16 protein-coding genes and 3 tRNA genes are annotated in these 19,111 nt (G+C 56.3%); 1 reads left to right on the top strand and 18 read right to left on the bottom strand.

The window, feature by feature from the left end; all coding sequences use genetic code 11:
* Positions 1 to 488: 488 nt before the first annotated feature.
* The 9 genes from AC2T9U_RS03580 to AC2T9U_RS03540 form a co-directional block, all read right to left on the bottom strand.
* A complete protein-coding gene (locus tag AC2T9U_RS03580) occupies positions 489 to 4,373 on the bottom strand; it encodes a DNA-directed RNA polymerase subunit beta' (protein WP_115030909.1) in 3,885 nt (1,294 codons plus the stop codon).
* Positions 4,374 to 4,529: 156 nt separating this feature from the next.
* Positions 4,530 to 8,015: a DNA-directed RNA polymerase subunit beta gene (gene rpoB, locus AC2T9U_RS03575; RefSeq protein WP_028326556.1), complete on the bottom strand. Its 3,486-nt coding sequence runs from the start codon at positions 8,013 to 8,015 to the stop codon at positions 4,530 to 4,532.
* A gap of 513 nt (positions 8,016 to 8,528) precedes the next feature.
* A complete protein-coding gene (gene rplL / locus AC2T9U_RS03570; protein ID WP_028326557.1) occupies positions 8,529 to 8,915 on the bottom strand; it encodes a 50S ribosomal protein L7/L12 in 387 nt (128 codons plus the stop codon).
* Between the two features lie 110 nt (positions 8,916 to 9,025).
* Positions 9,026 to 9,574: a 50S ribosomal protein L10 gene (gene rplJ, locus AC2T9U_RS03565; protein ID WP_208303695.1), complete on the bottom strand. Its 549-nt coding sequence runs from the start codon at positions 9,572 to 9,574 to the stop codon at positions 9,026 to 9,028.
* 364 nt (positions 9,575 to 9,938) lie between these two features.
* Positions 9,939 to 10,634, bottom strand: coding sequence for a 50S ribosomal protein L1 (gene rplA / locus AC2T9U_RS03560; protein WP_028326559.1), 696 nt, complete (start codon positions 10,632 to 10,634; stop codon positions 9,939 to 9,941).
* Between the two features lie 265 nt (positions 10,635 to 10,899).
* Complete coding sequence (rplK, locus tag AC2T9U_RS03555; protein ID WP_115030911.1) at positions 10,900 to 11,331, bottom strand: 50S ribosomal protein L11; 432 nt, start codon at positions 11,329 to 11,331, stop codon at positions 10,900 to 10,902.
* An 87-nt stretch (positions 11,332 to 11,418) separates the two neighbouring features.
* Positions 11,419 to 12,483, bottom strand: a complete 1,065-nt coding sequence (gene nusG / locus AC2T9U_RS03550) for a transcription termination/antitermination protein NusG (protein ID WP_493696654.1) — start codon at positions 12,481 to 12,483, stop codon at positions 11,419 to 11,421.
* Between the two features lie 210 nt (positions 12,484 to 12,693).
* Entirely contained in the window at positions 12,694 to 12,930 is a 237-nt protein-coding gene (secE, locus tag AC2T9U_RS03545; RefSeq protein ID WP_258553182.1) for a preprotein translocase subunit SecE, read from the bottom strand.
* A 109-nt stretch (positions 12,931 to 13,039) separates the two neighbouring features.
* Positions 13,040 to 13,112: transfer RNA gene (locus AC2T9U_RS03540), tRNA-Trp, on the bottom strand.
* Positions 13,113 to 13,270: 158 nt separating this feature from the next.
* Here AC2T9U_RS03540 and AC2T9U_RS03535 point away from each other — a divergent pair.
* A complete protein-coding gene (locus AC2T9U_RS03535; protein WP_493696653.1) occupies positions 13,271 to 14,314 on the top strand; it encodes an adenosine deaminase in 1,044 nt (347 codons plus the stop codon).
* 53 nt (positions 14,315 to 14,367) lie between these two features.
* On the opposite strand, the gene AC2T9U_RS03530 is transcribed toward AC2T9U_RS03535, so the two are convergent.
* From AC2T9U_RS03530 to AC2T9U_RS03490, 9 genes are all read right to left on the bottom strand, one after another.
* A complete protein-coding gene (locus tag AC2T9U_RS03530) occupies positions 14,368 to 15,453 on the bottom strand; it encodes a UDP-N-acetylmuramate dehydrogenase (protein WP_493696652.1) in 1,086 nt (361 codons plus the stop codon).
* 42 nt (positions 15,454 to 15,495) lie between these two features.
* Positions 15,496 to 15,921: a MaoC/PaaZ C-terminal domain-containing protein gene (locus AC2T9U_RS03525; RefSeq protein WP_115030917.1), complete on the bottom strand. Its 426-nt coding sequence runs from the start codon at positions 15,919 to 15,921 to the stop codon at positions 15,496 to 15,498.
* Complete coding sequence (locus AC2T9U_RS03520) at positions 15,921 to 16,382, bottom strand: FAS1-like dehydratase domain-containing protein (RefSeq protein ID WP_115030919.1); 462 nt, start codon at positions 16,380 to 16,382, stop codon at positions 15,921 to 15,923. Before AC2T9U_RS03520 ends, AC2T9U_RS03525 begins: the two co-directional genes overlap by 1 nt.
* A gap of 123 nt (positions 16,383 to 16,505) precedes the next feature.
* On the bottom strand, positions 16,506 to 16,676 hold the full coding sequence (rpmG, locus tag AC2T9U_RS03515; protein ID WP_084440851.1) for a 50S ribosomal protein L33: 171 nt from the start codon (positions 16,674 to 16,676) through the stop codon (positions 16,506 to 16,508).
* Between the two features lie 60 nt (positions 16,677 to 16,736).
* Positions 16,737 to 16,810: transfer RNA gene (locus AC2T9U_RS03510), tRNA-Met, on the bottom strand.
* A 66-nt stretch (positions 16,811 to 16,876) separates the two neighbouring features.
* A tRNA-Thr gene (locus AC2T9U_RS03505) sits at positions 16,877 to 16,949 on the bottom strand.
* Between the two features lie 180 nt (positions 16,950 to 17,129).
* On the bottom strand, positions 17,130 to 17,729 hold the full coding sequence (locus tag AC2T9U_RS03500) for a CbiQ family ECF transporter T component (RefSeq protein ID WP_493696651.1): 600 nt from the start codon (positions 17,727 to 17,729) through the stop codon (positions 17,130 to 17,132).
* Positions 17,723 to 18,412, bottom strand: a complete 690-nt coding sequence (locus AC2T9U_RS03495) for an energy-coupling factor ABC transporter ATP-binding protein (protein ID WP_493696650.1) — start codon at positions 18,410 to 18,412, stop codon at positions 17,723 to 17,725. The genes AC2T9U_RS03500 and AC2T9U_RS03495 overlap by 7 nt, the downstream gene beginning before the upstream one ends.
* 28 nt (positions 18,413 to 18,440) lie before the next feature.
* A complete protein-coding gene (locus AC2T9U_RS03490; RefSeq protein ID WP_493696649.1) occupies positions 18,441 to 19,052 on the bottom strand; it encodes a biotin transporter BioY in 612 nt (203 codons plus the stop codon).
* Positions 19,053 to 19,111: the final 59 nt, after the last annotated feature.

Genomic DNA, 19,111 nt, shown 5'->3' with positions numbered 1-19,111 from the left:
AAACTCCATTGCTGTAGTGATCCGGCAATCCTTGATGGTTTGCCATCCTTGGTGTTTCCACGAATCACCTAGGACCCGTGGCTCTCCCCTGCACTTCTCGAAAGATCCATCCAGTGAAACTCCCGAGCTGCCCGGCGAAAGGACATGGATCTAAGAACCTGCGCACTGAAGATATGCGGCGCACCTGACGGCACTCCGAGTTACTAAGGAAACTCTTTTACTTCACGTGGGCACAACTGCCCAGACCCATGCACCTCAAGAGTAAGGCCGAGAGAGAACCCGAACCAAATTTGAACACGTCACACACGCCATATACATATATACAGTGCGATTACCTGTGAGGATACAGTCGTAAAAAGAGCATCCGACCCACGCGGTCGGGCGTGTTGAACCTTTCAATCAAACCCTCAAACTTATAGGGCTGGGCCCCGCACTGAGTGCGGGGCCCAGCCCTATAAGGGACTTAACGGCAGATTAGCCGAAAGTCATCAGTCGCTAAATCCAAGCGATGCATCGTCCAACCGAACAGCTTCGCCCGATCCTGGACCGAAGACTGGATAGTCGAACTGCTGATAATCCGGCAACGAATACATCGTTGCTTTCGCTTCCTCGGTAGGCTCAACTCGCGTGTTCCGGTACTGGGTAAGCCCGGTACCTGCAGGAATGAGCTTACCGAGAATGACGTTCTCCTTAAGACCAAGGAGCGGGTCAGACTTAGCATTAATCGCCGCATCGGTAAGCACTCGAGTGGTCTCCTGGAAAGAGGCTGCCGAAAGCCACGAGTCAGTAGCAAGCGAAGCTTTCGTAATACCCATCAGCTCAGGTCGACCCGAAGCAGGCTTGCCACCCTCGGCAACAACTCGTCGGTTTTCCAACTCGAAGTGACCACGCTCAGCCATCGAACCTGGCAACAGATCTGCATCTCCAGCCTCGATAATTGTCACTCGGCGAAGCATCTGCCGAACAATGACCTCGATGTGCTTGTCGTGGATGGACACACCCTGCTGACGATAGACGCCCTGCACTTCCTCCACAAGGTGGATCTGAACCGCACGCGGACCCAAGATACGCAATACCTGTTTGGGGTCCACTGGTCCCGCGACGACTCGTGCACCAATCTCGGCGTGATCACCATTGTTAACCAACAAACGAGCGCGCTTCGAGACGGGGTAAGCCTGCTCCTCAGAACCATCATCCGGCGTAATCAGGATGCGGCGAGACTTATCCGTTTCTTCGATTTCCACACGGCCGGCAGTCTCAATGATCGGAGCGACACCCTTGGGTGTACGTGCTTCGAATAGCTCGACAACACGCGGAAGACCCTGGGTGATGTCATCTCCTGCAGCACCACCAGTGTGGAAGGTACGCATGGTGAGCTGAGTACCAGGCTCGCCAATCGATTGCGCAGCGATGATACCTACTGCTTCACCAATCTCAACGAGCTTTCCGGTAGCCAAAGAACGGCCGTAGCACAAGGCACAGGTACCGACATGACTATCACACGTAAGAACTGATCGAACCTTAACCTGCTCAACTCCTGCCTCAACCAACCTCGCGATTAGCACATCGCCAACGTCGGCTCCAGCAGAGGCGAGAACCTCGCCATCTTTCACTACGTCTTCGGCGAGAGTCCTTGCATAAACAGCAGACTCAACATTCTCATCAAGTACAAGCTCGCCTTCACTGTTCCTCACTGCGATAGGCAAGGTAAGGCCACGCATCGTTCCGCAGTCGTGCTCACGGATGATGACATCCTGAGAAACGTCAACGAGACGACGCGTGAGGTATCCAGAGTCCGCTGTACGAAGAGCGGTGTCTGCAAGACCCTTACGAGCACCGTGAGTAGAAATGAAGAACTCGAGAACCGAAAGGCCTTCACGGAAGTTCGACATAATCGGACGCGGAATGATTTCACCCTTCGGGTTTGCCATCAATCCACGCATTCCAGCGATCTGACGGAGCTGGAACCAGTTACCACGTGCCCCCGAAGAAACCATCCGATAGATCGGGTTTAGCTTGGGGAAGTTCTCCTGCATAGCAGAAGCAACCTTGTTGGTTCCCTCAGTCCAAATTTCAATCAGCTCTTGACGGCGTTCCTCGTCAGTCAAAAGACCGCGCTCGAATTGCGTCTGAACTTTCTCTGCTTTGGACTCGTACTGGCTAAGGATCTCATCCTTGTTCGGAGGCATAACCACGTCAGCCACGGCGACAGTCGCACCTGAGCGAGTACCCCAGTAGTAGCCGAGCTCCTTCAGGGCATCGAGGCTGGCCGCAACCTGAACCTTGCTGTACCGCTCTGCAAGGTCGTTGACAATGGCGCCAAGCTTTTTCTTGTCAACTGGTTCTTCAACCCATGGGTAATCCACAGGCAATGCTGTGTTGAAAATGTAGCGCCCCAGAGTCGTTTCAATGACAACACCATCGAAACGGCCATTGGCATTGGGAACCAACCCTTCCGGTGCCGCTTCCCCTAGCCCCGGGACGAAATCATCGATCCTGATCTTCACGGACGATCCGAGATGAATTTCGCCAGCATCGAAAGCCATCTGCGCTTCCTCTGCGGAGCGGAATGCCCTGCCAGCACCAGGCCCATCCTCACGAATACTGGTGAGGTGGAATAGGCCGATAATCATGTCCTGAGAAGGCATCGTCACCGGTCGGCCATCCGATGGCTTAAGGATGTTATTGCTGCTGAGCATGAGAATTCGAGCCTCAGCCTGAGCCTCTGGCGAAAGCGGCACATGGACTGCCATCTGGTCGCCGTCGAAGTCCGCGTTGAAGGCGCCACACACAAGCGGGTGGAGCTTAATAGCTTTACCTTCGACCAGTTGGGGCTCAAAAGCCTGAATACCAAGTCGGTGCAGCGTAGGTGCACGGTTCAACAAGACAGGGTGCTCAGTAATGACCTCTTCGAGAACATCCCACACCTGCGGTCGTGACCGCTCCACCATGCGCTTGGCGCTCTTGATGTTCTGTGCGTGGTCCAGATCGACCAAGCGCTTCATCACAAAAGGTTTGAAGAGCTCCAATGCCATCTGCTTGGGCAGACCACACTGGTGCAGCTTCAAAGTCGGACCGACCACGATGACAGAACGACCAGAGTAGTCAACACGCTTACCCAGCAAGTTCTGACGGAAACGTCCCTGCTTCCCCTTCAACATGTCCGAAAGGGACTTAAGAGGACGGTTACCTGGCCCGGTAACAGGGCGACCACGACGACCGTTGTCGAAGAGCGCGTCAACAGCCTCCTGCAGCATCCGCTTCTCGTTATTCACGATGATCTCGGGAGCACCAAGATCAAGGAGACGCTTGAGGCGGTTATTGCGGTTAATAACCCGTCGGTACAGATCATTCAGGTCAGAGGTCGCAAAGCGGCCACCATCCAACTGCACCATCGGACGCAAATCCGGCGGAATAACCGGAATGCAGTCCAAAACCATGCCATTGGGATTGTTATCCGTGGTTTGGAAAGCTGTGACAACACGAAGACGCTTAATGGCACGCGTTTTTTTCTGACCTTTTCCGGTCTGAATGATCTCACGTAGCTGCTCAGCTTCAGCCTCAAGATCAAAAGTCTCCAGGCGCTTCTGCAGCGCAGCTGCACCCATGGATCCCTCGAAATACATGCCGAAGCGGTCACGCATTTCGCGGTAGAGCATTTCGTCACCTTCAAGGTCTTGCACCTTGAGGTTCTTGAACCGGGTCCATACCTGGTCAAGGCGTTCTGCTTCTTTATCCGCTTTCTTGCGGATGGAGTTCATCTCACGTTCTGCGGAATCACGCACTTTGCGGCGAACATCGCCTTTAGCGCCTTCTGCTTCAAGCTCTGCAATATCTGCCTCGAGCTTTTTTGCTCGCTCTTCAATCTTGGCGTCACGCGCGTTCTCAAGGCTCTTTTTCTCAACCTCGATTTGAGCTTCGAGAGAAGGAAGATCACGGTGGCGCGCTTCCTCGTCAACGCTGGTGATCATGTAAGCCGCGAAGTAGATGACCTTTTCAAGGTCTTTCGGGGCCAAATCAAGCAGGTAGCCCAAGCGGCTTGGAACACCCTTGAAGTACCAAATATGTGTCACAGGAGCGGCTAGCTCAATGTGCCCCATCCGCTCGCGGCGCACACTAGAGCGGGTCACCTCGACGCCGCAGCGCTCGCAGATGATTCCTTTAAAGCGCACCCGCTTGTACTTACCGCAGTAGCATTCCCAGTCACGGGTCGGACCAAAAATACGCTCGCAGAAAAGACCGTCCTTTTCTGGCTTAAGCGTGCGGTAGTTAATCGTCTCGGGCTTTTTCACCTCGCCATGGCTCCAAGTACGGATATCATCCGCGCTGGCCAGGCCGATACGCAGCTCGTCAAAGTAGTTGACGTCGAGCACGTGTGTCCTTCTCTCGTCAGTATGAGGTGTAGGTCGCAAGTTCACGTTGGCCGATCGAGATTGGAATCTCTGACCGGCGAAGATGCCTCGTACAGACGTACGAGGCGCTGCGTCCGGATCACTGGGGCAACTACGTCGCCCCAGTGATCGAGGTCATTAGACCTCTTCGACCGTGCTGGGCTCGCGGCGGGACAGGTCGATTCCGAGCTCATCAGCTGCGCGGAATACTTCCTGCTCCGGCTCACGGAGGTCGATCTCAGTGCCGTCCGTAGAAAGAACTTCCACATTCAGGCACAAAGACTGCATTTCTTTGATGAGAACCTTGAACGATTCCGGGATGCCCGGCTCGGGAATGTTCTCACCCTTCACAATGGCCTCATACACCTTCACGCGACCATTGACGTCGTCAGATTTGATCGTGAGAAGTTCCTGCAGCGCATATGCGGCACCGTAAGCCTCCAGCGCCCACACTTCCATTTCACCAAAGCGCTGACCACCGAACTGGGCCTTACCGCCCAGTGGCTGCTGCGTGATCATGGAGTACGGGCCTGTGCTACGGGCGTGGATCTTGTCATCGACCAGGTGGTGCAGCTTCAGGATGTACATGTATCCCACTGCGATGGGATCAGGGTAAGGCTCACCGGAGCGACCATCGAAGAGGCGCGCTTTTCCGTCAGTAGCAACAAGACGCTGTCCATCCCGGGTAGGAAGTGTCGATCCAAGCAGACCTCGGATTTCTTCCTCTGTTGCGCCATCAAAAACAGGCGTAGCAACGCGGGTCAAAGCAGGAGCAGTGCGACCGTCTTCAGGGATCATGCGTGCCCAGTCGGGATCACCCTCGATGTCCCATCCGCGGCTTGCGATCCACCCAAGGTGAATTTCAAGCACCTGACCGATGTTCATACGACCAGGAACGCCCAGCGGGTTAAGGATGATGTCAACAGGCGTGCCGTCTTCCAAGAAGGGCATGTCTTCAACCGGCATGATGCGGCTGATAACACCCTTGTTTCCGTGACGTCCAGAAAGCTTGTCACCTACTGTGATCTTGCGCTTGTTTGCGACATAGACGCGCACAAGCTGGTTCACGCCTGGTGGAAGTTCATCTCCCTCTTCACGGTCAAAGACCTTGACACCAATGACCGTTCCCGTTTCACCGTGTGGAACTTTAAGAGAGGTGTCCCGCACCTCGCGGGCTTTCTCACCAAAGATGGCGCGAAGCAAGCGCTCTTCCGGAGTCAGCTCGGTTTCACCCTTGGGAGTGACCTTTCCGACGAGCAGGTCACCGTCACGAACTTCGGCACCGATACGGATGATGCCGCGTTCATCGAGATCAGCAAGTACATCCTCAGAAACGTTGGGGATGTCTCGAGTGATTTCTTCTGGGCCGAGCTTGGTATCACGGGCATCGACTTCGTGTTCTTCGATGTGGATCGAAGAAAGGACGTCATCCTGGACTAGTCGCTGAGACAGGATGATGGCGTCTTCGTAGTTGTAGCCTTCCCATGGCATAAATGCCACAAGGAGGTTACGTCCAAGGCTCATCTCGCCACCGGCAGTCGCAGGACCATCAGCAATGACTTCGCCAAGTTCGACGCGGTCACCTTCATTCACCACGACGCGTTGGTTGTAACAAGTGCCCTGGTTAGAGCGGCGGAACTTATCGATGCGATATGTGAGGTAGGAACCGTCATCACCGGTGACATCGACGAGATCCGCGGTCACTCGAGTGACCACACCAGCAGCCTTGGCACGAACAACATCACCAGAGTCGAGGGCTGCGCGGTACTCCATACCAGTGCCCACAAAAGGAGCTTCACTGCGCACCAGCGGCACTGCCTGGCGCTGCATGTTAGCTCCCATCAGGGCACGGTTGGCGTCATCGTGCTCCAGGAAGGGGATAAGCGCTGTTGCAGCAGAAACCATCTGACGCGGCGAGACATCCATGTAGTCAATGTCTTCGGCTGGAACATCGTCAGATTCGCCGCCTTTACGGCGAGCTAGCACACGCTCCTCAACGAATTTTCCGTCTTCACCGATCGGGGCATTTGCCTGAGCGATGATGAACTCGTCTTCTTCGTCTGCGGACAGATAGTGAACCTCATCCGTGACTGCTCCGAACTCGCACTTACGGTAAGGCGTCTCGATAAAACCGAAGGGGTTGATGCGAGCGTAGGAAGCCAAAGCACCGATAAGACCGATGTTCGGACCTTCAGGGGTCTCAATGGGGCACATACGTCCGTAGTGCGACGGGTGAACGTCACGAACTTCCATGCCAGCGCGGTCGCGAGAAAGACCACCAGGACCAAGTGCAGAAAGACGACGTTTGTGCGTCAGTCCTGCAAGTGGGTTGTTCTGATCCATGAACTGAGACAGCTGGCTCGTGCCAAAGAACTCACGGATAGAGGCAACAACAGGACGGATGTTGATCAACGTTTGCGGCGTGATTGCCTCAACGTCTTGCGTCGTCATGCGCTCACGGACAACACGCTCCATGCGCGACAGGCCTGTACGGACCTGGTTCTGAATAAGTTCACCAACGCTGCGAAGACGACGGTTTCCGAAGTGATCGATGTCATCCGTTTCGACGCGAACAGCCACGTCTTTGCCGTCACGGTGCCCTGGCAGAGATGTTTCTCCTGCGTGCAGCGCTACCAGGTATTTAATCGTTGCGACGATGTCTTCGACAGTCAGAGTGTTGACTGCCCGATCTGTTTCAATACCGAGCTTCTTGTTGACCTTGTAACGGCCGACCTTGGCAAGGTCATAACGCTTGGGGTTGAAGTACAGATTGTTAAGGAGGTTCTGAGCTGCTTCCTTGGTCGGAGGTTCACCCGGACGCAGCTTGCGGTAGATGTCAAGAAGGGCTTCATCCTGCGAAGCGGTGTTGTCCTTTTCGAGGGTGGCACGCATGGAGTCGTACTCACCAAACTCTTCAAGGATCTGAGCGTCGGTCCAGCCTAGTGCTTTAAGGAGTACCGTGACAGATTGCTTGCGCTTGCGATCAACACGAACGCCAACCTGGTCACGCTTGTCAATCTCGAATTCGAGCCAGGCCCCACGGCTCGGGATGATCTTGGCAGTGAAAATGTCTTTGTCGCTGGTTTTATCTGGCGCAGACTCGAAATATGCACCAGGGCTGCGCACCAGCTGCGAAACAACGACACGCTCGGTGCCGTTAATGATGAAGGTGCCTTGATCTGTCATGAGTGGGAAGTCACCCATGAACACGGTCTGGCTTTTAATTTCGCCAGTCGTGTTATTCATGAACTCGGCAGTGACGAACAGCGGAGCGCTGTACGTCATGTCCTTTTCTTTACACTCCTCAAGGGAGTACTTCATCTCTTCGAACCGGTGATCACGGAACGAGAGGGACATCGAACCCGAGAAGTCTTCGATAGGCGAGATCTCTTCAAAGATCTCTTCGAGGCCGGAGTGCTCGGCCACATCGTTCCGGCCAGCCTCGAGGGCCTCCGCAACTCGATCCTGCCATCTCTCGTTACCAAGCAACCAGTCAAAGCTCTCCGTTTGGAGAGCAAGAAGGTCAGGTACTTCGAGGGGTTCGCGAATCTTCGCGAACGACACCCGCCCTGAGGGGGTGATGGCGCTCGACATCTTCTGGGTCGCAATACGCGAGGAAGCCAAGGATGGTCCTTCCGCAAGGCCTGTGGTTGACGGCGGTCGCGCGCCTGCAGACCATGCAGTCTTAGCTTCGACTAACGATCACGAGGAACATGCACAAGGCGTAGCCCACCCTTAGCCCCGAAGGACTTAGAACGGCGACCGTCCACCGTTGTCGGTGTCATCCATGACATATCCCGACGGTGTAATCATGTCGACCACAGCAGGCTGACCGATCTACGCTTCGATACACGACCCGTGAACTGGCCTTTTACCTGTCAGTCTCTATGTGTTTCAACGTAAGTCAGGACACACAAAAACTAGAGGTGAAGCCAAGAAGCACATGGGCAGCGCAAAGCGTTAGCATACCTACTTTATCTGTAAAATCCAAATTAACGTCAAGACACATCACCGGTTCCCCCAGGATAAGAACCCTTAAAACCTCTAACTCCCCCACCGCAAACACAGTGAAGGCAGGATAAATCTGACGATTTATCCTGCCTTCACTCAGAGAAAGAGCGGGTTACCCCGCAACAATCACTTAAGCGTGACGGTGGCGCCAGCGCCCTCCAGGGCAGCCTTAGCCTTCTCAGCGTCATCCTTCTTTGCGCCTTCGAGGACAGCCTTCGGAGCGCCGTCAACGAGGTCCTTGGCTTCCTTCAGGCCGAGGGAGGTAAGTGCACGAACCTCTTTGATGACCTGGATCTTCTTGTCGCCAGCGGACTCGAGGATGACGTCAAACTCGTCCTTCTCCTCGGCAGCAGCGGCGTCGCCACCTGCAGCCGGAGCAGCAACAGCCACAGCAGCCGGAGCAGCAGCGGTAACGTCGAACTTCTCCTCGAACGCCTTGACGAACTCAGAGAGCTCGATAAGGGTCATTTCTTCGAACTGGGCGAGGAGCTCCTCGGTGGAAAGCTTGGCCATGGTGATGGTCCTTCCTGATGTCACTACGTTTGCTCGATGCAGGGCCAACTAGACCGCACATCGCTGCGCTCTTACGAACGCGGAAAAAACCGGTGAGGACACCGGAATGATCACTCGGCAGCAGCCTCGTCTGCCGAAGGTGTGCCCTCGGCAGTCTTGGCGCGAAGAGCGTCGACCGTGCGCGCCGCCTTGGAAAGCGGAGCGACGAACATGTAAGCAGCCTGGCTGATCTTGGCCTTCATGCCACCCGCCAACTTGGCAAGTAGCACCTCGCGGGACTCGAGGTCCGCGAGCTGAGCAACTTCCTCAGCACTAAGGGTCTTACCGTCAAGGACAGCACCCTTAATAACGAGCTTGTCGTTGGCCTTGGCGAAGTCACGCAACGTCTTTGCAGCCGCCACCGGGTCACCGGAAACGAATGCGACAGCTGTCGGACCCGAGAGCTTGCCATCAAATGCCGTAACACCAGCATTCGTAGCCGCGATCTGCGTCAGCGTGTTCTTCACCACCGAGTACGAACCATTGGGGCGCAACTGAGTGCGCAGCTCAGCAAGCTGCGCGACAGTCAGACCCCGGTACTCGGTCAGCACGGCCGCACCGGACTCGCGGAATTTCTCCTCGAGCTCGGCGATGGCTGCCTGCTTTGCGGGCGTTGCCATATGGCCTCCTTCATGGGTTCGAGCCGGCATCCCAACCGAGGCGGAGCCTCGTTGACGCATGAAAAAAGCTCCCGGCGCAGGACACGGGAGCATAGCCACCTTTCATAGGTAGCAAACAACTCTAGCGGCCTACGCTGGTTGCCCGGATGGGCGTTTACGCGGAATTCCTTCCGGGACTTCGTGACTACAAAGTTCGCCACGAAGAAACGGAACGAATCCCACAACCGGCGGTCATGGGTCTCATCAACAGTAGGTGAATCAGACCTAGTTATTCAAATCAACAACGCACACCTATAACGAAGAGCCTTGGCGTCAACACACCAAGGCTCTTCGAAGACTCACAGACGATTACGCGAGTGACTCATCACTCCGCGTCACGCATTTTGCCCAAGTCAAGCGAAATGCCAGGGCTGTTCGTGGTAGCCATCGTTGCCTTAGAAACGTAACGCCCCTTGGAAGCAGACGGCTTCAAACGAGCAACTTCCTCAATAGCAGCGCTGTAGTTCTCAAGCAGCTGCTCCTCTGTGAAAGAAGCCTTACCGATGATGAAGTGAAGGTTGCTGTGCTTGTCGACGCGGAACTCAATCTTTCCGCCCTTAATGTCAGAGACAGCTTTGGCGACGTTCATCGTCACCGTGCCCGTTTTCGGGTTAGGCATAAGGCCACGAGGACCAAGAACCTTACCCAGGCGCCCAACCTTACCCATCAAGTCAGGAGTCGCGACAACAGCGTCGAAGTCCAGCCAACCACCCTGGACTTTCTCCAGCATGTCGTCAGAACCAACAAAATCAGCGCCAGCTTCGCGAGCTGCGTCTGCGTTCGCACCCGTGGCGAAAACCAACACGCGTGCAGTTTTACCGGTGCCGTTAGGCAAGTTAACCGTGCCGCGAACCATCTGGTCTGCTTTACGCGGGTCAACCCCAAGACGCAACGCGACCTCAACCGTGGCGTCGAACTTTGTGGAAGCCGTCTCTTTCGCTAGGCGAATAGCCTCGATCGGCGAGTACTGACGCGAACCGATCTTTTCAGCTGCCTCGCGGTATGCCTTGCTGCGCTTCATAACTGCTCCTTCTCTCTGAAACTCAGAGAACATATAAGGCGGACAAAAAGTCCTTGGAGTCGTGGTGCGGGCCGCGCTGGACCCTTCCACTGTCGCTTCATAACGACTTAGACCACATCCTGCGCTTAGCGTGACAAGGACGCTGAGCAGGACGAGCCATCGAAACATCATGCCGCTGCAACAAACGTCGCAGCAAATCTGACAGATGTGTTGATGCGCGCTGGCGTGAACGCGCATCAACACATATCAGAGCTACACCCAGAACTCAGTCCTGAACTTCAATACCCATGGAACGGGCGGTGCCAGCGATGATCTTCATTGCCTGGTCGATCTCATGAGCATTCAGATCCTGCATCTTCTGCTCAGCAATGGCACGCACCTGGTCCTGCGTAAGCTTGCCCACCTTAGTGGTGTGCGGAGTACCGGATCCCTTAGGAACACCAGCAGCCTTCTTAATGAGCTCCGCAGCCGGCGGGGTCTTCGTAACGAACGTGAAGGTACGGTCTTCGTAGACAGTGATCTCAACAGGGATCACGCTTCCGCGCTGAGATTCCGTCGCAGCGTTGTACGCCTTGACGAACTCCATGATGTTCACACCATGCTGTCCCAGGGCCGGACCAACCGGCGGCGCCGGCGAGGCAGCACCCGCCTGGATCTGCAACTTAATGAATCCAGAAACCTTCTTCTTGGGAGCCATAGCACTTCCTTATCTCGTGGGCCCACGCCATGGGCGATGACCCGGTTGCAGTCCGCGAAGCGATTACTTCACGGAAAACGTTCACGCTCAGATCTTGGCGACCTGGTTGAACGACAGCTCGACCGGCGTTTCCCGGCCAAAGATCGACACAAGCACCTTCAATTTCTGCTGTTCAGGCAGGATGTCGGAGATTGTGGCGGGCATCGTTTCGAACGGTCCCTCCATCACAGTAACCGACTCACCGATCTCGAAATCGACATCGTACTGGACCACGTTTGCAGCGTTAGCCGCAGCCGACTCCAAGGATTCATCCTCAACTTCAGCCACAGGTTCGGGCTTCGCTTCCACAGCAGGAGCCAGCATCGAGACAACTTCATCCATGCTCAAAGGCACCGGCGAGTAAGCGTTACCAACAAAACCGGTCACACCAGGAGTGTGACGCACTGCGCCCCAGCTCTCATCGGTCAGATCCATACGAACCAAGACATAACCAGGAACACGCACGCGCCGTACCTTCTTGCGCTGACCGTTCTTGATCTCGGTGACCTCTTCCATCGGCACCTCAGCCTGGAAGATGTAATCCTCAAGATTCAGCGACTGGGCCCGCTGCTCCAAGTTCTGCTTCACCCGGTTCTCATAACCGGCGTACGAATGAATGACATACCAGTCACCTTCAGCGAAACGAAGCTCCTGACGCAGGGCTTCAACTGGGTCATCCTCAGTGCTAGCTTTCACGTCTTCACGAACAGCTGCAGCAGCCGCGATATCAGCAGCATCACCGGCTTCAGTGACCATGTCGCCAGAAGCAACCTCCAGTGCCGCTTCCTCGGCTTCAGCCTCCTCAGCAAGCTCTGCTTCAACGTCCTCGGCGAGCTCCGTCAGCTCCTGCTCAACCTCTAGCTCAGCTTCACCTTCTACTGCGCCATCCTCAGCCTCGCTAACCTCTTCAGAGATAGTTTCGGCCGGAGTGTCCCCGTACTCAGCGTCTTCGACACTGTCGGAAACCGCGTCCACGAGAGCGTCCCCATCCGAAATAACATCCGTTTCCGGATCCTGGGTCATGCCCTCCGGGGCATCCGCAGCCGTCGCCTCGCTCACCTGATCGCGAACTTCGGCCTCATCGCTCTCGCTGGGGGTCCAGTCCTGTGACACGTCGCTGCCTACCTTTTCCTGCGCTTCGTCCGTGCAGACATTGCTGTTGACATTGTGTGCGAAATCCCGGACGGCGCAACGACCGGCAGACCGGCAGCGCGCCCGCCACACAAAGGGCACCGGGCTTACAAGAACGGCCCTCGCATCACTGCGGGGCCGTTTCAAACGTTCAGAGACCGTGCTTGAAAAGGGTAAAGCCTCCCAGGCACGTCACTCCGCGAAGATCCAGAAAACCAGGCGAGTAAACACCCAGTCCAGACCAAAAACAAAAAGCATCACAATCGTCACAAAGACGATCACCGTAGCCGTATACCGCGCGAGCTCTTCTCGCGACGGACGAACTACTTTACCCAGCTCATCAAAGACCTGACGGAAAAACAACGCAATCGAGGCGAAAAACCTAGTGAACAGATTGCTTCTAACAGGCTGCCCCTGAGAGCTCCCCACTGGGGCTGTCTTTTGGTTCGCCACAGGTCCTCATCTCTCGATCGCCGACGCCGCACCTAGCGGTCCGCGATGTCGTCCTGACGTCGGCCTGTTTCCTGACGTTGCAACGCAGGGCAGGAGGGACTCGAACCCCCAACCGCCGGTTTTGGAGACCGGTGCTCTACCAATTGAGCCACTGCCCTACGGATGAAATCCGAGCGGAAACCGCAACGACTGCATCCGGGAACCGAGCTTACGCCAACGGAACCTTGGAGTCCAAGTCACCCATGAACTCTCCCCACCGCAACTACCCCATCGCAATAGACACAATCCGCCACGCACCCAATGGCACGATAAAACCGTGACCTCTCCTCGATCTCTAACAGCCCTACCCAAAACCCACCTACACCTGCACTTTACCGGCTCAATGAGATTCGACACCCTTCTAGACCTCGCAGCCAAACACGGCATTCGACTCCCCCGGGCCCTGACAAACAACTGGCCACCACAATTGGCCGACACAGAAGGCCGCGGCTGGTTCAGATTCCAACGCCTCTACGAAGCAGCCCGCGCCTGCATCACAACCGAAAGCGATATCCGCCGCGTCCTACATGAAGCAGCCGAAGACGACGCCGCCGAAGGATCACGCAGACTTGAGCTTCAAGTTGACCCCACTGGCTACGCCACACACCTCGGAGGGATCACCCCCGCCCTCGAAATAATCCTCGACGAAGCACGCAAAGCCCACGCAGAACTCGGTATCGAAATCGGCGTCATCGTTGCAGCCAGCCGCACCCGACACCCACTAGACGCAAGAGCTCTGGCACGCCTCGCCGCCCGATACGCCGGCGACGGCCCCGGGCAGGTCATCGGTTTCGGCCTATCGAACGACGAGCGTCGCGGCGAAACAAGCGAATTTGCTCCCGCATTTCGTATTGCCGCCCGCGCAGGACTCACCCTGGTACCACACGGAGGAGAACTCCTAGGCCCAGACCACCTCGCCCACATCCTCGATTCACTCCACCCGCATCGCTTCGGCCATGGCGTTCGAGCAGCTGAAGACCCCCACCTACTCCAACGCGCCATCGATAAAGGAGTCGGATTCGAAATCTGCCCCGGAAGCAACGTAGCCCTCGGCGTATACAACAACACCGCCGCCCTCCCCCTAAGAACGCTCTATGAAGCAGGTGCACACATCGCCCTAGGCGCAGACGATCCACTCCTTTTCGGAAGCCGTCTCGCAGCCCAATACGAAATAGCACGCAACCACCACGGCTTCACAGACAAAGAACTCGCAGAACTCGCACGCCGATCTGTCTACGCCTCAACCGCCTCCACCAGCAGCAAAACCCGCATGCTCACTGACATCAACAACTGGATCAACACACCTGCCGAAACACCATGAACCACACAAAAGTGCCGCCACACCTCGCGTGACGACACTTTTAACACCAAAGATCAGAGTGCCAACCCCACCATCACTGGCTCATTCACCAAACAAACACCAAAAACATCCAAAACTCCATCTCGAATCGCACGTGCCAACTCGATCACATCAGCAGCACAAGCCGAACCACGATTCGTTAACGCCAACGTGTGCTTTGTCGACAAAGCAGCCGGCCCTGGCATACCGAACCCCTTACCAAAACCAGCACGATCAATCAGCCACGCAGCGCTGGACTTCACACACCCATCACCAGCAGGAAAACGCGGTGGACGCACACCCGCCCCCAGACGATCCCCAACCCGGTGCTCCAACTGCTCAAACTCTTCTGCAGTCATGATCGGATTAGTGAAAAAGCTCCCACAACTCCATGTGTCGTGATCTGCTTCATCCACAACCATTCCGCGCAAACCCCGCTGACTCAACACTGCAGCCCGAGCATCTGCCAACGGCACCCGCTCCCCCATCGAAACATTCAAAGCATCCGCCAACGCCTGATAGGCCACCGGCGAAGACAATTCAGCCAACGCCAACTGGAATGTCACGTCCAACACCACAAACCGAGGTGCACCATCATGCGACTGCGCCTTGAACATCGAATGCCGATAACCAAAACCACAATCGACGTTCGCAAAGCTACGAACCTCACCCCGTAGGCGATCCCACGTTCGCACCCGCGCCAACGTCTGCGACACATCCTGGCCATAAGCCCCCACGTTCTGCACCGGAGTCGCGCCCGCCAAGCCAGGAATACCCGACAAAGCCTCTACACCAGCCCACCCAGAATCCACAGCCTGGGCCACAAAACCATCCCAGGACTCCCCTGCAGACACCTCAACGAGCACACCCCCACACTCGCTGGACTCCTTCACACGAACACCACGGTTCGCCACCTGCACCACTGTGCCCGGAAAGCCTTCATCTGAAACCAGAAGATTGGAACCCCCCGAAACAACCAGCAGCGGCTCACCTGCCTCATCAACCTCACGCACAGCCGCAATCAACTCATCCGAGGACTCCGCCGTAACAACACGATCAGCTGGTCCGCCCACCCGCATCGTCGTCAACGAAGCCAGCGCAACGCCTTCCTCAACCTTCACCGCACAACACCCTTCACAATCACAACGACAAAAGGAGCCATCTCACACGAACACGACCGTTACTCGAACATTCCCCAACACTTTGCGGTTATCAACCGACGCCGAAAGCTCTACAACAACCGATCGCGCCTGCTCATCAACAGACTTGACGACACCAGCAACACCCACCTGCACCGAACCCGCGTAGGGAACCGGCACTACATCAGTGAACTTCGCTCTATACGCAGAGACAAAACCGCTCGCACCAACCCAATCCTCTACCAGCGAAGAGGCCGAGCCCATCGTGAACATTCCATGCGCAATTACGCCCGGAAGCCCTACCTCGCGAGCATACGAATCATCCCAATGAATTCTGTTCCTGTCGCCGCTGACCGCGGCATACGCCACTACGTCTTCACGCGAAAAAGACACCACCCGTCCAGGCAATTCGTCTCCTACACGCACCGACTCAAACAACACGCCACTCATCAGGAGTCCCCTTCAACCTCATCGGCACGCACCACGATCATCGACCACACCGATGCCAACCGAACACCGTCAGCTCCGGATAGATCTGTACGCGTTGTCAACATGGTGTTACCGCGTACTTCACGTACACGCTCAATCAACAACTCAGCTGACAACACGTCACCTGCCACAATTGGGCGCACTATCTCAATGCGTTCCTCTCCGTGAACGACACGCTGAAAGTCAATCCCCACCTGCGGATCCCCCCACAGCAGCCATTCGCTCTGCTGCGCAACCGTTGCCACAAAAGTCACAGGCGCCACCAGGTCCTCAAAACCCGCCGACCGTGCAGCCTGCACATCAAAATGCACAGAAGCAGACGCCCCCACCACCCGAGCAAAAGCCCGCACATGCTCACGCCCCACCTCAAACGGAGCAGCAGATGGCCAAGACCGTCCCTCCAACGCAGCAAGAGAACTCATACCCGCCACCTTATGTGAACCACTCGCATCGAAAACCACGCTTCCCTCCCCCGGAACTCCAACACAAAGAGGCTGTCAACCATATGGTTGACAGCCTCTTCAGAAACTTTCACAGACAGGAAATCAACGAGTTTCCTTGTGATCCGTGTGTCGCCTGCAGTTACCGCAGTACTTCGACAAAGCAATACGATCGGGATCGTTTCGCTTGTTCTTTTTAGTGATGTAATTGCGGTTTTTACATTCAGCACATGCCAAAGTGACCTTGGGCCGAACGTCACTGCTCTTGCTTGCCACGGCTACCTGTCCTTGTGAACGATCAGTGGGCTCGAATAAACTCGAGCTAAAGAATGATCGTAGCGAGGGCGGGAGTCGAACCCGCGACACCACGATTATGAGTCGTGTGCTCTAACCACCTGAGCTACCCCGCCAGGGCAGTAACAACGCCCGCCACCAGATACCGCCGAAACGATTAAGCAGCGGGCGTTGGAAGCCTGAGCCCCGATAGGGAATCGAACCCTAGACCTTCTCCTTACCATGGAGACGCTCTGCCGACTGAGCTATCGGGGCGGAACCGGAACTCTCCGGCTCAACAAGAAAAAACATACACGGTCCGCCCCGCAAAAGAAAAATCGAGACCAGCCCCGACCCCAAACCAACACCCCACCCACCACCAACCCACACATAAAAACCCAGCTCAATAGACATGTATCCACATTAAAAACCACAAAAAACTAACCAGCACATCAATCAGTCATCCACCCCACGAGCCACCAACGCCTCCCCCATACGCTCCCCATGCCGCACAGTCCGAACCACCACCGGCACCAACAACGCCCGAAAACTCCGCTCCAAACCCCTCGCCTTCCGCGCCTGCTTCACCTCCTCCACAATCCCCGCCACCACAAACACCGACCGCAACACCAAAGAAAAAACCAAACCCACCCGATCTGCATCCACCCCCACGCACCTCAACGGACGCACCCCCACCACCACCGCATCCATCATCTCCGCCGTCCTCGTCGTAGCAGTCACCACCGACGCAGCCACAACAGCCACCACCAACCCACCAACCACAACAAACGCATCAAAAACCCCATTAACCACAACTTGCACCACCCCCAAAACCACCACCAACCATCGCAAACCCCACACACCCCGCCACAACCACAACCAGCCCAACCCCCCACACACCCCCGCCACAACCACAACCACCCCACCAACCACAACAGCCACCACCCCCGACCACACCAACAAACACGTCGTAAACACCAACAACCCCACCAACTTCACCCCAGGCCGCACCCGATGCAGCCACGAATCTCCCTCCACATACAAACCACTCAGCACGACCCCACCCCATCCATCAACTCCACATAAAACGCAATCGCCTCATCAGGCACCCCATCAAAAACCACCTCACCCTCATCGAACACCAACACCCGATCCCACCCCCGCAACAACTCCAAATGATGAGTCACCAACACCACCTGCTGCGACAAGGACTCAATCCGACTCGCGACAGCCCGAGCATTCCGCCGATCCAACAACGTCGTCGGCTCATCACACACCAACACACTCGGCTCCGTCACCAACACCGCAGCCAACGCCAACAACTGCTTCTGCCCACTCGATAAACGCGCCGCCGGATGTCCCCCACGCCCAGCCAAACCAATCTGCGACAACGCCTCCCCAACCACCGCGTCCCGTTCCACCCGAGACAAACGCCGCCGCCGCAACGAAAACGCCACATCCTCCCCCACCGTCGGCATCACAATCTGCGAATCCGGATCAGGAAACACAAACCCCACCCGCCGCCGCACCGCAACCGCATCCACCCCAACATCAACACCATCCACCACCACCTGCCCAACAGAAGGCAACACCAAACCATTAATCATCCGCGCGAAAGTCGACTTACCCGACCCATTCGCGCCAATCACCCCAACCCGCTTCTCCCCCAACGAAACATCAACACCACGCAACACTTCACGCCCCCCAAAACTATGGGAAACGCCACGAAACTCGATCACACCCAACCACCCCTCCCCAAAAACACCATCACTTACCCCCACCCACCGACAACAACTCCGGCACAGCACGATGCACAGCCACCGCAACACCCACCGCAACAACAACCTTCACCACATCACCAGGTACAAACACCGCATCAGCCAACAACGCCTGCCCCACAGACAAATGCGCACGCCACGCCATCACCGGAACACCCACCGCATGAATCACACCAACACCCCCCACCAAACACCCCACCAACTGCCACACCACAGACCGCGGACCCTGCGACGCAAACCACCCCACCACCGCAGCCCCCGGAACCCACCCCACCAAAAACCCCACCGTCGGCGACACAAACACACCCAAACCACCGCGACCACCCGCCAACACAGGCAACCCAATCGCACACAAAGCAATAACCACCAACGACGCCGCGGCACCACGCCGCGCACCCAACACAGCACCAGCCAACATCACACCCATCGTCTGCAAAGTAATAGGAACACCCGACCCCACCGGATCAATAGCCCCCGGCACCCCCAACACCCAAATCAACGCAGCAAACGAAGCCACCAAAGACAAATCACGCGCCGAAAACCCCCGCGACCGCCCCTCCACCTTCGTGAACTTCTGCACACTTTCGCTACTGCCAGGCATGATCACCCTTTCGACGAAGATAGACGGATAGAGTCTGGCAGGTCAGCGCGACACACACC

Source organism: Dermatophilus sp. B7861-1 (assembly GCF_058996045.1).
The sequence above is the reverse complement of the archived record's forward strand: the minus strand, read 5'-3'. Positions and strand labels throughout refer to the sequence as shown.

What these genes read in the sequence shown, in the direction of transcription:
- rplL (WP_028326557.1), bottom strand. Translation starts at nt 8,915, where the DNA reads ATGGCCAAGCTTTCCACCGAGGAGCTCCTCGCCCAGTTCGAAGAAATG.
- rplJ (WP_208303695.1), bottom strand. Translation starts at nt 9,574, where the DNA reads ATGGCAACGCCCGCAAAGCAGGCAGCCATCGCCGAGCTCGAGGAGAAA.
- rplA (WP_028326559.1), bottom strand. Translation starts at nt 10,634, where the DNA reads ATGAAGCGCAGCAAGGCATACCGCGAGGCAGCTGAAAAGATCGGTTCG.
- rplK (WP_115030911.1), bottom strand. Translation starts at nt 11,331, where the DNA reads ATGGCTCCCAAGAAGAAGGTTTCTGGATTCATTAAGTTGCAGATCCAG.
- AC2T9U_RS03525 (WP_115030917.1), bottom strand. Translation starts at nt 15,921, where the DNA reads ATGAGTGGCGTGTTGTTTGAGTCGGTGCGTGTAGGAGACGAATTGCCT.
- AC2T9U_RS03520 (WP_115030919.1), bottom strand. Translation starts at nt 16,382, where the DNA reads ATGAGTTCTCTTGCTGCGTTGGAGGGACGGTCTTGGCCATCTGCTGCT.
- AC2T9U_RS03490 (WP_493696649.1), bottom strand. Translation starts at nt 19,052, where the DNA reads ATGCCTGGCAGTAGCGAAAGTGTGCAGAAGTTCACGAAGGTGGAGGGG.